This is a genomic window from Timaviella obliquedivisa GSE-PSE-MK23-08B (assembly GCA_019358855.1).
Classification (GTDB): Bacteria; Cyanobacteriota; Cyanobacteriia; order Elainellales; family Elainellaceae; genus Timaviella; species Timaviella obliquedivisa.
On the sequence record JAHHII010000006.1, the window covers coordinates 184040 to 199444 of the forward strand.

The 15405-nt window shown below is 47.6% G+C and carries 17 protein-coding genes; 6 read left to right on the plus strand and 11 right to left on the minus strand.

Features of this window, described 5'->3' with window-relative positions; all coding sequences use genetic code 11:
• Positions 1–36 precede the first annotated feature (36 nt).
• Together nadD and KME11_13335 are read left to right on the plus strand one after the other, a co-directional pair.
• Positions 37–636 (plus strand): nicotinate (nicotinamide) nucleotide adenylyltransferase, encoded by a 600-nt coding sequence (gene nadD, locus KME11_13330; protein ID MBW4516190.1) that lies wholly within the window; start codon positions 37–39, stop codon positions 634–636.
• A 116-nt stretch (positions 637–752) separates the two neighbouring features.
• Positions 753–1766, plus strand: a complete 1014-nt coding sequence (locus KME11_13335) for a type I glyceraldehyde-3-phosphate dehydrogenase (protein ID MBW4516191.1) — start codon at positions 753–755, stop codon at positions 1764–1766.
• Between the two features lie 121 nt (positions 1767–1887).
• Here the strand turns inward: KME11_13335 and KME11_13340 are convergent, their stop codons facing one another.
• Positions 1888–2610: a response regulator transcription factor gene (locus KME11_13340; protein ID MBW4516192.1), complete on the minus strand. Its 723-nt coding sequence runs from the start codon at positions 2608–2610 to the stop codon at positions 1888–1890.
• Positions 2611–3087: 477 nt separating this feature from the next.
• Between KME11_13340 and KME11_13345 the strand changes: the two genes are divergently transcribed.
• Positions 3088–3699: a CPP1-like family protein gene (locus KME11_13345; GenBank protein MBW4516193.1), complete on the plus strand. Its 612-nt coding sequence runs from the start codon at positions 3088–3090 to the stop codon at positions 3697–3699.
• 206 nt (positions 3700–3905) lie between these two features.
• On the opposite strand, the gene KME11_13350 is transcribed toward KME11_13345, so the two are convergent.
• The 3 genes from KME11_13350 to KME11_13360 all read right to left on the minus strand — a co-directional run bounded on the left by KME11_13350 (position 3906) and on the right by KME11_13360 (position 7904).
• Positions 3906–4175 (minus strand): hypothetical protein, encoded by a 270-nt coding sequence (locus KME11_13350; GenBank protein ID MBW4516194.1) that lies wholly within the window; start codon positions 4173–4175, stop codon positions 3906–3908.
• A gap of 106 nt (positions 4176–4281) precedes the next feature.
• Complete coding sequence (locus tag KME11_13355) at positions 4282–7467, minus strand: SMC family ATPase (GenBank protein ID MBW4516195.1); 3186 nt, start codon at positions 7465–7467, stop codon at positions 4282–4284.
• Positions 7468–7613: 146 nt separating this feature from the next.
• Positions 7614–7904, minus strand: coding sequence for a hypothetical protein (locus tag KME11_13360; GenBank protein MBW4516196.1), 291 nt, complete (start codon positions 7902–7904; stop codon positions 7614–7616).
• Positions 7905–8393: 489 nt separating this feature from the next.
• Between KME11_13360 and KME11_13365 the strand changes: the two genes are divergently transcribed.
• Positions 8394–8810 carry a DUF1824 family protein gene (locus KME11_13365; GenBank protein ID MBW4516197.1) on the plus strand — a complete coding sequence of 139 codons (417 nt, stop codon included), beginning with the start codon at positions 8394–8396 and terminating at the stop codon, positions 8808–8810.
• 93 nt (positions 8811–8903) lie between these two features.
• Here the strand turns inward: KME11_13365 and KME11_13370 are convergent, their stop codons facing one another.
• From KME11_13370 to KME11_13385, 4 genes are all read right to left on the minus strand, one after another.
• A complete protein-coding gene (locus tag KME11_13370) occupies positions 8904–9137 on the minus strand; it encodes a hypothetical protein (GenBank protein ID MBW4516198.1) in 234 nt (77 codons plus the stop codon).
• 13 nt (positions 9138–9150) lie between these two features.
• Positions 9151–9993, minus strand: a complete 843-nt coding sequence (locus KME11_13375) for a thiazole synthase (GenBank protein MBW4516199.1) — start codon at positions 9991–9993, stop codon at positions 9151–9153.
• A 39-nt stretch (positions 9994–10032) separates the two neighbouring features.
• Positions 10033–10542, minus strand: coding sequence for a hypothetical protein (locus KME11_13380; GenBank protein MBW4516200.1), 510 nt, complete (start codon positions 10540–10542; stop codon positions 10033–10035).
• Between the two features lie 63 nt (positions 10543–10605).
• Positions 10606–11115, minus strand: a complete 510-nt coding sequence (locus tag KME11_13385; protein ID MBW4516201.1) for a hypothetical protein — start codon at positions 11113–11115, stop codon at positions 10606–10608.
• Positions 11116–11286: 171 nt separating this feature from the next.
• On the opposite strand from KME11_13385, the gene cimA reads away from it, so the two are divergent.
• Positions 11287–12924 carry a citramalate synthase gene (cimA, locus tag KME11_13390; GenBank protein ID MBW4516202.1) on the plus strand — a complete coding sequence of 546 codons (1638 nt, stop codon included), beginning with the start codon at positions 11287–11289 and terminating at the stop codon, positions 12922–12924.
• 36 nt (positions 12925–12960) lie between these two features.
• Here cimA and KME11_13395 read toward each other — a convergent pair whose 3' ends face one another.
• A complete protein-coding gene (locus KME11_13395) occupies positions 12961–13989 on the minus strand; it encodes an aromatic ring-hydroxylating dioxygenase subunit alpha (GenBank protein ID MBW4516203.1) in 1029 nt (342 codons plus the stop codon).
• A 320-nt stretch (positions 13990–14309) separates the two neighbouring features.
• Between KME11_13395 and msrB the strand changes: the two genes are divergently transcribed.
• Positions 14310–14711, plus strand: a complete 402-nt coding sequence (msrB, locus tag KME11_13400) for a peptide-methionine (R)-S-oxide reductase MsrB (GenBank protein ID MBW4516204.1) — start codon at positions 14310–14312, stop codon at positions 14709–14711.
• Here msrB and KME11_13405 read toward each other — a convergent pair.
• Both KME11_13405 and KME11_13410 read right to left on the minus strand, forming a co-directional pair.
• A complete protein-coding gene (locus KME11_13405; protein MBW4516205.1) occupies positions 14701–14982 on the minus strand; it encodes a peptidase in 282 nt (93 codons plus the stop codon). The two genes, msrB and KME11_13405, sit on opposite strands and share 11 nt — an antisense overlap.
• A 106-nt stretch (positions 14983–15088) precedes the next feature.
• Positions 15089–15232 (minus strand): hypothetical protein, encoded by a 144-nt coding sequence (locus KME11_13410; protein MBW4516206.1) that lies wholly within the window; start codon positions 15230–15232, stop codon positions 15089–15091.
• Positions 15233–15405 lie beyond the last annotated feature (173 nt).

Consider the following 15405-nt stretch of genomic DNA (forward strand, 5'->3'; position numbering starts at 1 on the left):
GGCAATTCCTGAAACTTACTTAAATCTTTGTCTGCAATGCAGAAAATAGCGGTTTTTGGGGGAACATTCAATCCCGTTCACTGGGGGCATTTGCGAATCGCAGAAGCGGCAATGAGCCAGAAATCCCTCGACCAAATTCTATGGGTAACTGTCTGTCCTCGCTACAAGGCTGCAACCATCTTAGAGTTTCGGCATCGGCAAGCCATGGTAGAACGGGCGATCGCGCCGTATCCTAGTTTTAGGCTATGCACATTAGATGCCCATCAGTCAAACTATGCGATCGACATTATTTTTTTACTCCAAGCCCGTTACCCCAACAGCGAATGGTATTCGATCGTTGGGCTAGATGCATTTCGATCGCTGCCTCGCTGGTATCGCAGCCTAGAACTCGCAGCACAATGTTATTGGCTAGTTGCACCCCGGAGAGATAGCGAGATTGAGGGCAAAATTAGCCTGGAGAAGACCCTAAATTATTTTGTCCAACAAGAGGTCAAAGTCCAGTGGGAGTACCTGAAACTTCCCCACATAGAAGTTTCCTCAAGCTTAGTCCGGCAACAGTGTCATCATTCTCGTTCTATCCATGCTCTGGTTCCAGAAACCGTCAGAACATACATCCTCGAGCAGGGCTTGTACTGACCTGCCTTTTGATCCCGCCCTTCTACCTTTCAAAAAATCCGCTTGAGACGCTTACTCCCAAAAGTGTATGATTTGGTTTACTACTAGCTTATTTATTACTCTGAGGTTAAGACGCAGTGATTAGAGTGGCAATCAATGGTTTCGGGCGCATCGGGCGCAACTTTGTGCGGTGCTGGTTAACACGGGAAAATAGTGGGCTTGAATTGGTTGCAATAAATGATACCTCTGACCCTAGAACCAACGCTCACCTGCTGACTTACGACTCCATGCTAGGCAAGCTCAATGCTGATATATCAGCAGATGACAATACCATCACCGCCAACGGAAAAGTTATTAAATGTGTCTCCGATCGCAACCCTCTTAACCTTCCTTGGAAAGCTTGGGATGTTGATCTGATTATTGAATCAACCGGTGTTTTTGTCTCAAAGGAAGGGGCTTCTAAGCATCTTGAAGCAGGAGCCAAAAAAGTTTTAATTACGGCTCCTGGCAAAAACGAAGATGGTACCTTTGTCATGGGGGTTAATCACAATGATTACGACCACCACAAGCACAACATCATCAGTAACGCCAGTTGCACCACTAACTGTCTAGCTCCTGTTGCTAAAGTACTTCACGAAAACTTTGGCATCATTAAAGGCACTATGACCACCACCCACAGCTATACCGGTGACCAGCGCCTTCTGGATGCCAGCCATCGAGATGTGCGACGGGCAAGGGCAGCAGCGCTAAACATTGTCCCAACCACTACTGGAGCGGCTAAAGCAGTTGCTTTAGTGCTGCCTGAACTCAAAGGTAAGCTCAACGGAATTGCGCTGCGGGTACCCACACCCAACGTTTCAGTGGTGGATTTGGTCGTGAACGTTGAGAAGTCAACCATTGTTGAGCAAGTCAACGAAGCGCTGAAAGCTGCATCTGAAGGCCCTATGAAGGGAATTTTGGGCTATAGCGAGCTAGAGCTTGTTTCTTGTGACTATCGCGGGCACGACTGTTCTTCCATCATTGACTCTGGTCTAACCATGGTGATGGGTGGCGATATGGTCAAAGTGATCGCTTGGTACGACAACGAGTGGGGCTATAGTCAGCGCGTTGTTGACCTTGCTGAAATTGTGGCTAAGAACTGGGTCGCATAAGCGACTCATTTGGGTTTATAAGCTTAAAAATTGAAGGAGAGGGGCAGTGTTCCTCCCCTTCAATTTTATGCAAGCCAATCATTTATGTATGCCAGATTTTTATGCCAGATTTGAACTTGTGTTAAGCCTCCGCAGCCACAGTCTGAGCATCTTGGGGAGCCTCAAACTTATAGCCCACTCCACGGACAGTCTGAATTAGAGCAGGTTGAGCCGTATCAATTTCGATCTTTTTACGGATTTGCCCAATGTGAACGTCCACAACCCGTTGGTCGCCTACATACTCATAATCCCAAACTTTCTGAATGAGCTCAGCGCGTCGCCATACCCGACCTGGATGGCTGGCGAGGAAATGTAGCAGATCAAACTCTAAGGCAGTCAAGGCGATCGCTTCATCATTTAAAGTTACTTCCCGTCGCACTGGGTCAATCACCAGACCATTAAATGAGAGACACTGTTGTTCAGCCGTCGTGACTGCCCGGACTCGCTTCAGAACAGTTCTTACTCGCCGCTCCAACTCACCTAAGCTAAACGGCTTAGTGAGGTAGTCGTCTGCCCCTTGGTCAAATCCTCTAATTTTGTCAGCCTCGTCGCTGCGGCTAGTCAGCATTAATACAAAGACCCCTGTTCGACTTTGCATTTCTTGACAAAGAGCAAAGCCAGTCGAGTCTGGTAAGTTGATGTCGAGAATCACCAAGTCGGGGTTGAACTGCTCAAAGAGGGTTAGGGCTGATTTCCCATCTTCGGCAGCTTCTAACTGATAATCCTGTTTTGAAAGAAAACGATGAATCAGAGTCCGAATGGCGGGATCATCATCAACTACAAGAATCTTTTTGGCTTGAGCCATGACCATAACCTTATACGCTAATCGGTGAGCTTGAACGGATCGAGAGGAATTTGTTAAAAAATCTTGAAAGCTAGGTGAAAAATTGTATGCAATCCCTACGCCCTGCTCTGAAATATATTCACAATAAATATATACTCGGCATTAAGGGTGAAAACAGAAACAATTACCAATTCGATAACTTGTGGGGCATTGTTGATAGGGCATTGATCTACATCCAGTGAGCCTTGGACAAAAGAAGCTAAACTTTTAGCGTAAAGCATAATTGCAAGTAATCTTTATATTGACCCTATTTAAGAAAATAGAATAGATGATTACACTGATGATTGCTGGAATCATTCACCCAGTCCTTGTGACTACACCAACTCAATGAAGTTAGCATCTTAGACAAAAATCGGGTGATACTAGGAGATCTAGGGCATCACTAGATTTTTTATAAAAAATATTAATTGGATTAGCGGGAGTCTCCGGAGGTTGCAAATGAGCGGTAATAGTCACTATGAGATACTTGGGGTAAATGAAAACTCATCGTTTGATGAGATTCAGGAGGCTCGAAACATCCTTTTAGAAGAAAAAGGTGGCGATCGTAAGCAGACTGAAGCAATTGAGGCTGCCTATGATGCCATCCTGATGGATCGGCTACGTCTTCGTCAAGAAGGAAAAATTAAGGTTCCTGAACGGATTCGCTTTCCTGAACGCTTAGTAGAACCGCCCCCAGACTTTGCCCCAGCAGCCCCACAGCAAGCTCCTGGGTGGTTAAAGAACCTACTGGATCGACCAGTCCTGTCTGACCTTGCTCTGCCAGGGGGGCTGTTTTTAGGTATGGGTGCCTTAAGCTTGCTTTTAGGCAATCCGACAGTGCCCTTAGCTCTGGGGGTAGGGCTAAGCCTATACTTCCTCAATCGTAAAGAAAAGAAGTTCCTTCGTGCCTTTTTATTGACCCTGGGTGGGTTAGTGGTGGGCTGCTTTGTGGGACTTCAAATTGGTGGCTTGGTCGCAAGCCAATTAGCAACGATTTCACTTACGCTAGAGACATTTGCAGCAGGAGTTGCACTGATTGTTCTATGGCTAGTCAGTAGTTTCTTACGTTAAGAAGATTTTTCGAGGCCGGCTAGGTCTGCTTGCCTCGAAAAAGCATTGTGAAGAGGCACTGTGGAGACACCAATATCTCCTTTAGAGTGCTTTTTTAATGATCTTAATGAGTAGTATTCTTCTTTCAGAGGAGACAAGTTTTCTAGTGAGGAAAGCGATCGCCTCTTGCAGCGTATTTTGCTTAGATTCGGAGAGATAGCAAAAAATTAAAGTTCAGGGGCTTGCTCAGAGTCTTCAGATTTAGAAGAGGTAAAAAGTCCGGCTTTAAGAGTGAAGTCAATAGTGGCAGTAGTGGGCACCGTGCGCACTGTTCCACTGGAAGAAGTGCTGATAGAGGTTTGATGGCAAAGTAAGGTTAAGACACAGGAGCATACTGCTAACAGGCAGAAATCGAGGTTTCGCCCCGATTTAAGCCAGTCGCCAGGGTAGACGAGGGCGAAGTCGCCAGAGTTCTTTTGGGATTGCACCTTTCTCATGATTTCCATCTATCGGTTAACGCAAAATCTAATGGCAAGATCTCAAGATCTAATAATAGTCCAGACTGCTGACTAGACTGCCCAGTTCCCTTAAGAAAGTTAGGGGTTATTCCATAATTCTGACTTGTGAACCGTTTTCAGTTTTGTAGACTTCGATGCGGGTTTGAAACGCTTCTTTTAGGTGAGGCATGTGAGTCACAGTTAGGATGCAAGCAAAGTCAGCAGCGATCGCATTGATAGAGCTAATCAGGCGATCGCATCCAGCTTCGTCTTGGGTGCCAAAGCCTTCATCGACAATGAGAAGCTGTAATGCCGTACCCGATCGCTGTGCGAGCAACCGGGCAAGAGCCAGGCGAATGGCAAAGTTAACCCGGAACGCTTCGCCGCCAGAGTAAGTTTCATAGGGGCGAGTACCGTGAATATCGCTAATGAGGATATCTAAGGTTTCTATCAGCTTGGGGTTGAGAATTTTAGACTTGCGGTTAGAACGTTGGGTCACAAATTGGATGTGAAGTTGATTGGCACTCAGTCGTCCTAAAATTTGGTTGGCTTCAGCTTCTAGTTGAGGTAAAACGTTTTCAATCATTAAAGCTTGCAATCCATTCTTACCAAAGGCTTGGGAAAGTTCTTGATGAATTCTAAGTTGGTGACGAGTGGCTTGAAGTTGAGTCGTTAGGTCAATGTGCTGAGCTTTGAAAGCCTCAACGTGCTGTTGTTGCTGTTGCAGCCGACCCAATTGGGCAAGGTGATGATCGAGTTGGGTACGATTTTGGTGAATTTGGGCTTCTAGGGCTTGAATTTCTGAACTAGAGTCAGGGTTGTCTTGAAGTTGTTGTTGAAGAGATTCTCCATGGGCGAAGACAGTTTGAAGCGCCTGATGGCGATCGCTTAACAGGACGACCAACTCTTGCGATCGCTGTTGAAGGAGAGGATAGTGGTGCTGCGCTTGAAGCAACTCTTGGTAGCGTAATTGTGAGGGTTGCTCTTGCCGAAGGGTTTGGCGCAGAGCAGTATGCTGTTCTAGGCTGTAGTCGAGGGCTAATAAGTGGCGATCGATCTGGTCGATTTGCTGTTGAAGAGGAGTATAGGCAATTGCTTCTAGAGAAGCTTCGAGATGAACGATCAAGGCGGCTAGCTCTGGCAACCGCTGTTCAACCTGGGCTTGTCGACGGTGCGCCTGCTTGATTTCGGCTTGTTTAATCTCTGCCCAACGGTAGCGATCGACCTGACCTCGGGCTAAGGCATGATTTTTGTCATCGTAGTTCAACTGTTGCAGGCTAGCCTCAACAAGACGCAGTTCTTCCGCCAGATCAACAGCAAAATCGTTTTGATGGAGCGATCGCTCAATATCCAGTTGCTCTGCCACAACCTTCTGGAGCCGTTCTAGACCCTCTACAGAGCGCTGAAGCTGTTCTTGCAATTGCCCCCGTCGCTCCAATGCCGCTCCATAATGAACGAGTTCTTTGTCTACGTCTCGGTATTCTTGACGCAGGACTCGGATTTCGCGATCAGAGGTAGTCAGTTGTTCTCGAATGACCCAGATCTGGCGGCGAATTTCTTGTTGTTCGTGCTGGTGATGCTGAAGGACGTGCTGCCAGTGCTGTTCATCCAGCGGGCGATCGCATAGTGGACAAGGGGGAAAAGGCTGAGTAGGCACTAGATCATGATTCTCAGAGAACAGAGGCAGGTATTCCACCAAAACCTCTGCACTGGACTGATAAAGCGCGTAGGGTGAGCCACCTTTAGTCCCATTTTCTTCGAGGGTGGGAGGCGCTGCCCTAATCGTTTCTGGAGTCTCTTTTTGCGGTTGTTCCCGCCGAAGCAGCAAAAGCTTTTGGTCAAGCTCTGCCAGTTCCCGCTCAAACTCTCGTTGCCGCTCTTGCAGGCGCTCTAAAAAATTGCGGCGCTCTACACCCTTTTCGCGAACTCGCTGTTGATAGAAACGACGTTTTTCGAGATGGTTGATTTGTTGGGTAATTTCTAGGAGAGTTTGCTGAAGCTGGGGCTGTTGTTGTTGTTGGGCTTCTAGGCGTTGCTGCAAAGCGTGAAGTTCTTCCAGACGGGCAGTGAGCCGCGATTGGGCGCGATCGAGTTGGGTCTGAAGCTGGTGTCGGCGCTGGGTGAGGGGTGATGCCTTCATTTGGAGTTGATCCAATTCTGATAATCTTGCCCTTGCCTGTTGAAGCTGCTCCAGGGCAGTTGCAATCTCGTCAGCTTTGCTAAGAATTTGTTGATTCTCTTGCTGCTGTTGGTGAAGCGCGTCTTGCTGTACTTGAGCTTGCCTCAGTTGGTCTTTGAGAATGCTAATTTGCTCAGCTTGTTCCTGTAATAGTTGCTGCCGCTGGGTTTGAGCCGCTTGATAGGTTTGAAACTTAGCAGTTTGAACTTCTTCTTCGGCTTGAAGCGTGTGATATTGGGCGTAACGAGCCGCGATCGCCTTCCCCTCTGCCAGAATATTTTCAAGCTGTCGCTGTTGCTGTTGTAGATTATTTAAATCTTGCTGCAATCGCTGGCAATCTTGTTGAAGATGCTGTTGCTGTTGCTGTTGCACCGTCAGTTGTTGCTGCCAGTCTTGACGCTGCTGCTGAGTTTGCTGAAGCTTGCGCAGGCGATCGCCATCACAAGTCTGTTGCTGTTGCATTTGGGTTAGCGTTACCCTGAGATTGGCTGCTTCGATCGCCAGTCCATCGCCTTGGCGCAACTGCGTAGATAATTCTTCAAGGTTGCGTTCTAGCACAGTCAGTTCTGCCTTGAACTGCCTCGCCTTTTCCTTGGCTTGTTCAGCAATTTCATCGTACTGATTAAGCTTGAGTAAATCGGCAAGAATTTGCTTGCGATCGCTAGGGCGCTTCAGCATAAACTCATCGGCGCGCCCCTGCCGTAGATATGCCGAGTTAATGAAGGTGTCGTAATCTAACCGCAAATGCTGAGAAATGATCTGTTGAGTAGCTCGTACCCCTCTTTCAGTCAGCGATCGAAAGCCTGGGGGCGAGAGAACTTGAAATTCAAGGGTGGTAGCTTGCCCTCGGTAACGACTACGAATAATTCGGTAGGTTTGATCGTGGCACTGAAATGTAAAGTCTACCAACGCTTCCATTGAGCCTTGATTAATGATGTCGTCTTCAGTGCTAGCACGACTTTGCCCCCAAACTGCCCAAGCGATCGCTTCCAACAACGATGACTTCCCAGCCCCATTAGCACCACAAATACAGGCGACATGGAGACCTCGAAAACTGAGGGTTGCCTCACGATAGCTAAGAAAGTTTTTAAGCGTGAGCTGTTGAGGTATCACGAAGTCAGGATCTAGATCTTATGAAACCAAGATAGCAGTACATTAGCACTTTAATACTACCGAACTATTCCATTCGCTCCAACATCAACCTAGCAAAATACTATTCTCTTAAATTATTTGTAGCAGGAGATTCTTGAACCAATTTCCTAAGACTCTTGGCAAGTGATATTTTCTAGGCTCAACTTTTCTGACACCGCAGTCAATTCACTTTGTCGAGGCAAGACAACGGCATCAAGTTCTGCCTTCATATCGAATCCTTGCCAAGCCACCATTCCTGAAATTTGCGTCAGCTTAAAGGGAGATGCCGCCAAGGGGCACGTACTCCAACTACCTTGAACCGGAACCCCCAGCTTCTGGCAATTCCCTCCCCGTCGCCCCTCTGATCGATAGAAGGTGCAATGACGACAGGATAAAATATTGCCTGCTAGAGATTTCATAGTGTTTGGTCTTTCCGACGCGAATCTTCGTCCTCATTCTGATCCATAGTTTTTACGGCTTTTCCCTCAGAAAACAGTATCTAAACCTTACCCAGAGGCACTTTGAACGATCCCGAAGAAAACCTAATATTTTAGATTGTCTTTAGACTCTTGTTACGTTTAGAGAAAGACTTTCAAGAGGTAAGATTCTGTCCAAGACCTTCTAAGTAACCCTACGGATATTGCCTAGAACAGGCTGGGGATCGCGTCAAACAGGAAGCGAAAGAACAGCGCAAATGCGATTAATCGCGAGTTAAGAGAAAATAAATTTTACAAAATGGTAAGAAACAGAAATTCATTGAATATCAATCAATATGCAAACTAATTTTTGATAAAAATTACGCTGAATAATATAAATTTGTAATCTAAACCGTGTGTCTTTATCCGTAGAATTGCTGAAGAGCAATATCATTTTTGCAGTAAAGCTTTTGTCATTAAAAACTAACTTGTATGTCCGATTCCACCCCTCTTGACCTAGAAACTGCCCATAGGATTTTGAAGCAGTTTGGTACGCTTAAGCCTGCGTCCATACCTGGCGTAAACCAGACCAGGGTTCAGCAGGCGTTACTGCTAGCTGCAAGTCAGTCTGACTATCAAATGCTGGGCGTTTGTGCTGACACTTTAGAGCAAGGAATTCTGGCTTTGCAGGGCTATGCTGAGGCATTAAGCTACAGCCCAACCTTCAACTTGGAGCCTGTCGAAGGTTCGGTCTACATCAAGTTCAATCCAAACTCGGCGAAATGTTATGCCAGCCCTTATGACGGAGAGCATCGGGGCGTTTTAGTGTCTTGTCAGTCTGCCGATGATGCAGATGTTAATGAAACCTATGGACATTTACCGCTGGATTTGTTTGAGCACTCGACCTAAATCTCTTCCCCAACCCTCTGCTAAAGGAAAGAGGTCTTTGATTCAGGCTCAGACTTTCATGACAGCGCCGACATTAGCAACGCCGTTTTTTCTTCACCTGACGATACTACGCCATAAACTTTCCCAGATTTTTGCAAACTGAGTGTTCCAGATCTGCGTCATTTGTAGCCATAGCTCTTCAGGGCCAACGCCAAAAAAAAGCTGTAGCCCTAGCACGACTGCTGCGATCGCCAGCGCTGTGCCAACGGTTGCTTTAACCACCTTTAGCAACCAACCAAATACCAAAAAAGCCACCAACAGCGAAGCAACTACAATTAGCCCCGTCATAGCTCTCCCATTGTCAATTTATTGTTCCTGTTAATGGCGAACTAGCACTAGCATAAGCTTTAACAGGGATACGTCCTGCCAAATAAGCCATGCGTCCCGCCTGCGTTGCCATGCCCATCGCTTCAGCCATGAGCGCTGGGTCTTCAGCTTGAGCGATCGCCGTATTAATTAACAAAGCATCTGCTCCCAGTTCCATTGCCTGGGCTGCTTCGCTAGGTGTGCCAATGCCTGCATCGACCACGACTGGAACCGTAGCATTTTCAATAATAATTTGAATATTTGCTAAATTCTTGATACCCTGCCCTGACCCAATGGGAGAACCCAGAGGCATCACAGTCACACAGCCTACTTCCTGCAACCGCTTCGCCAACAGTGGATCAGCATTAATGTAGGGCAATACGGCAAACCCCTCTTTTACCAGCTGCTCTGCTGCCTCTAGCGTGCCAATCGGATCAGGCAAGAGGTACTTACCATCGGGAATAACTTCTAGCTTGACAAAATTGTTGTCTTCTTGCCCCAACAATTTTGCCATTTCCCGCCCCAAACGCGCCACCCGAACCGCATCTTCGGCAGTCTGACAGCCCGCTGTATTAGGCAGCATCCAAATCTTGCTCCAGTCGATCGCCTCTGCCAATCCTTCATGTCCTGGCGCACTAGTTTGAACCCGGCGCACTGCCACGGTGACAATTTCGCTACCACTAGCGGCGATACTTTGGCGCATTTGGTCAAAGTTACGATACTTGCCCGTACCCGTCATTAAACGAGATTGAAAGGTGCGTCCAGCAATGGTAAGCGGAGTTAAGGAAAGCGCGCGCTGAGGAGATGAGAGCGTAGCAGATTGAAGGGATGAAACCATGGTGCGTACTAAGAGGAGAGGTCATTCAGAACTCCTAGCCTACCACCAAGCAGAGATCGGTCGGTCGGCAGAAGTGGGGCGAGGGGTAGAGGTAACCGTCTGTCTAGAGCCAGGAGCAATGACCGATCGTTGAGAAGTTTGGCTCGGAATCCTCTTCAATTCTTCGGCAGCAAGCTTTTCGGGCAGCGTCTGCCAACCGATTTTAGCTTGAGGGCCATAGACAAAAGCATCTAAAGAATCGCTAAAATTTCCAACGTTTTTAGAGAAACGTGCCACTAAATCTTGACCCAATCGCCGATAGTCTTGAACATCACGGGGGCTGATAGATGGGCGATCGGTTTGAACACCAGGCTGACGATCGGGCGAGAAGATTGCCAGGTCATCAAACCTAGGATTAAGAGAGCGATTCGCTAGAAGGATGGCAAAAAAAATCAGTAAACTAATAGCGACAAACTGAGTCACATTTTTAATTAAACGAAGCGCTGTAAATGCCAGCCCAACGACAGAAATACCCAGCAATGACAGAATAATCGTGACAGGTTCAGGCATGTGAGTGCCTCCTAAACAGAAGAGTTAGTGAGAGCAACCTGTCCTCTAGCTGTTCTTCAAACATCACCATAGAGCGGAAACAGGCGGAGTACGAGGCGCGTTCCCAGCAGTCGTAGGTGCAGGATTGATAGGACGAGCAGGTTCGCTCACAGGGGGCAGAGCAGATTGAGCCGTCAAATCAACCAGATTCCATCCTTTGTCAGCACTTGGGGAGGCAGAAGAGGGTGGAGTGGCAATTCGGGTAGAGGGAACATTTGCTGAAGGAACGGTCGTTGAGGGAACTGTCGTTGAGGGAACAGCATTAGGATCTAGCGGTACAGGCTCAACGCTGCTGGTTGAATTGGGATTTGCCGTGGAGGGGACGGCGGGTGGGGGCGGCGGTAAGGAGGGCAGCCCTAGTTTGACTTCACCAGTGCGAACAGCGTTGAAGGTTTCGGACATTTTGCCGGGAGCAATGAACAGAGTGGCGATCGCCAATGTAGCCAAACTCAGCGGTCGAATCAGCCCTTTCAAAGCTGCGCCCACCACTGCAAAAACTGCACTTAGCACCCAAAAGCTCAGCAATCCGTCCACAACTCACCTCTGCTGCAACATAATTTTATTGTAAGACAGCCCACCCTCTGTTAAGAAAACCCGCGACTTAAATTTATATCGCCTCAACTAGTATCAATTTTCCTTACAATTTCCTGATAACGTGTCTTTTCATCACCGCAAGCCCACCTAAAACCTATGACTGTCGATTTAATGGACGCTCAAACAATCTGGCTCTACGACACAACGCTGCGAGATGGCGCACAGCGCGAAGGTTTATCGCTGTCGCTAGAAGATAAGCTGCGAATTGCGCGTCAGATCGACCGTTTAGGAATTCCATTTATTGAAGGGGGTTGGCCTGGTGCAAACCCCAAAGACGTGCAGTTTTTTTGGCAATTGAAAGAAGAGCCTTTGACTCAGGCAGAAGTTGTGGCATTTTGCTCGACTCGCCGTCCCGGCAGAAAAGCAGATGAAGACCCCATGCTACAGCCCGTCTTGGCGGCTGGAACCCGTTGGATTACGCTCTTTGGCAAGTCCTGGGATTTGCATGTTACTGAGGGACTACAAACCACATTGCCCGAAAACTTGGCGATGATTCAAGACACGATCGAGTTTTTCCGCAGCCAAAATCGGCGGGTGATTTACGATGCCGAACATTGGTTTGATGGATATCAGCAAAACCCAGAATATGCGCTGAAGACTTTGGCAGCGGCGATCGCTGGCGGAGCCGAGTGGTTAGTTTTATGCGACACCAACGGTGGCACATTGCCGCACCAAATTACGGCGATCGTGGCTGCTGTCATTGAGTTTGTGAAGCAGCAAGCTGCCTCTCCTCAAATTGGCATTCACACCCACAATGATTCTGGGACAGCCGTTGCAAACGTCTTAGCCGCCGTCATGGGGGGAGCCAAAATGGTGCAGGGAACCATCAACGGCTATGGCGAACGCTGCGGCAATGCCAATCTTTGTACACTTATTCCCAACCTCCAGCTAAAACTGGGCTACTCTTGCGTTCAATCGACTCAGTTAGCCCACTTAGCAGAATCTAGTCGGCTCATCAGCGAAGTAGTCAACCTAGCGCCTGACGATCATGCCCCGTTTGTGGGGCTGTCAGCATTTGCTCATAAAGGCGGTATCCATGTCAGCGCGGTTGAGCGCAATCCTCGCACCTATGAACACATTGAGCCAGAGCTCGTCGGAAATCTGCGCCGGATTGTCATTTCTGACCAAGCAGGATTAAGCAACGTCTTGGCGAAAGCGCGGAGTTTTGGCATTAATTTAGATAAACAAGATCCGCAGTGTCGGCAAATTTTGCAGCACCTTAAGATCTTAGAGAACCAGGGGTATCAGTTTGAGGCGGCAGAGGCAAGTTTTGAGCTACTCATGCGAGAAGCGCTGGGACAACGGCAACCGTTCTTCACTTTAAAAGATTTCCATGTCCATTGTGATATGTTGCCTGCTGCATCCCTCGATCTATCACCTGAGGGGGCAAGTCGATCTTTGGCAACCGTTAAAGTCTCTATCAACGGTAAAGATATTTTAGAAGCAGCCGAAGGAAATGGGCCTGTTTCTGCGCTGGATGCAGCACTTCGCAAAGCCCTAATTGGCTCTTATCCAGAAATTAGCTCGTTTCACCTCACCGATTACAAGGTGCGTATTCTGGACGGTGGAGCAGGCACAGCGGCTAAAACGCGGGTGCTGTTGGAATGCAGCAATGGTCATCAGCGATGGACGACTGTAGGCGTTTCGGCAAATATTATTGAAGCCTCTTACCAGGCAGTCGTAGAAGGATTGGAATACGGTTTGATGTTGCAGTTCCAGGCGAAAGCAGCGGTGGCATCTGGGTCTTAGGAAGTAGGTTATGGAAAATCCTGGTCTCCATAATTATTAGTCTCCAGAATTACTTTTCGCTTTGGTTTGCTCTACTTCGCCATGTGCCTTCAGCAGGGCGGCAATTTTTCGTCGCATTAAAATCCCAGGTTTATCGGTCATCATGTGTTGCTCTTGGGCGATGTCGAGAGGAACATTGTAGTCGGTTGTTTCTAAAATCGCTTTGTCTTCTAGCGTAACGGCGCGATCGAAGGCGATCGCACTGGCTGCAGAAGTTTCGGCTTCGGTATCATTGCGCAAACAAAACTGAACAATCTGCGATCGCGAATCACTAATTGGAACTGCCGTATTGACAATAACGTGGACTAAGCCGTTGGGATAAGCAATCTGCAGCCGACAGGTAAAGGGCATGTGCCAAGTCATATCTAAAGTCCGCAGGGTTTTATCTTGCTCCATCTTGAGGTTTTGCTGCTGCAATTCAGGGTTTGTCACGCCAAGAGTGCCCTGCATGGCAATTCCCTCTTCGGTTTCCCGAATCTCCATAGAATCGGGCACTGGGTGTTCGGCACTGCCAAAAGTTGTGACGTGAACAAAGGTCGGATGCGCCAAATCAAACTCGTTCTCCATAACCCTCAACCCCGCGCAGTTCCAAGGCTCGTAGAATTCGTGAATCAGCCGAAAATTGGGGTCGATCGCCTCTGGAATGTTGGGAATCTCTGCCAGCGGTTCGCCTAGGCAAACCCAAGCATAGCCATAGCGATCGGTGCAGGCATAAGCCTCTATTTTGTAGCTAGGAGAGATCGCGTCGGAGGACAGTTGAGGAACATGAGTACACACACCTTTTGCATCGTAGCGCCAGCCATGATAGGGGCACTCAATGCAGCCCTCGGTCACTTTGCCCAGAGAAAGTTGGGCAGAACGGTGACAGCAACGATCTTGAGCGGCAGCGGGATGTCCTTGGGAATCTCGCCAAAGAACTATTTTTTGCCCCAGCAATTCAAATGATAGAGGGCGATCGAGTAATTCTGATAATGGTATAACAGGATACCAGAAGCGCTTCAAGACAGGCTGTTGAGTGACTAACATCGCGATCTCTCAATAAATATAAAAAGTTTTCTAACCTGATTTAAACTCTAGCAACCGCTGACAGACTGTTCTCAATGAACTTGTCTTAGTAAACTTAAGTCCAAGCAAGTCAAAGTCAAACATCCTTTTCTCCTCCAGCTTAATTTGCTCTAGCTCAATCTTCTATACTAAAGATGTTGCGCCCTAAAGAACGTGACTAGGATTGTAGAGACTTCACCAGAGTCTGAAACAGCGCCATGCTGCGAGTTCCCCTGGTAGTGCATCTCAGTATTTTAATGGGCTTAAAATAATCAAAGGACTTAATTAGGATGAGTGACGAAATGGCAAATAAAATACAGAAAACAGATGCCGAGTGGAAGCAAATGCTGACTCCTGAGCAATACCGAGTGACTCGGCAAAAAGGTACAGAACGCGCATTTACGGGAGAATACCACGACAGCAAAGAGAAAGGCATTTACCAATGCGTTTGTTGCGGCAGTGACCTATTTACCTCTGATACCAAGTACAGTTCTGGGACGGGCTGGCCTAGCTTCTGGGATCCTATTAGCAAAACCAGCGTAGAGCTTGTCGAAGATCGCACTCTGTTTATGCGCAGAACTGAAGTAGTTTGTGCCAATTGCGACGCGCATTTAGGACATGTGTTTGGCGATGGGCCTGAACCGACTGGACAACGCTATTGCATGAACTCTGCTTCTTTGAAATTGGTTGATCCTAAGAATTAGGTTGAGACGGCTTTTTGCGAAATAGACCTGACATGCTCAAACCTGTAATCAGCATGATGGCAAGTCCTAAACCATTCAAAATGGGATAAATGCCTCCTAGGTGAAAGAGTTCACCGCTGTGCAAGCCCAGCAGAAAGTTACGGGAAATCCCCAGGTTAAAGTTCCATTCAGCAACCATTGTCACTAGCATTCCTGTAACGGTGGTGAGGATAAGTGGCAGAGCGACAATAACAGACAGAGTACGATGATATTTCCGAAAGGCTCGTTTCATAGAAATAGATCGGCGAGAAGAATATAGTCGGTAGGATCATGATCATCCTACTGACTGTTATATCTAAATTTATATCTAATTTATATCTGAGACGGCTCCGGTCACTTTATCTTTCGCCGCGCTGGTCACGCCGATCAGGTTTTGCCCTACAGTAATTGGCAGCATCAGTTGTAGCTTTCTCAGTGTTGTAGCCTGCGATTGCCAGCACGCTCACTGTAGCGATCGCCAGCATTGAATGCGACCAAATCATAAAGAGATCCTTTGAAAACCTGTAGCCGCTGACACTCAATAATGCGCGAGGAAAGATAGGCAAGGAATCATCAAGAAGTCGAAAAAACCTACCTTTTTAAGGTTTTGGGCTTTCGTTTCTCTTCCGGAATCAAACTCATGAGAAATATCTGGCAGCCAGCAAAAATGATAGGA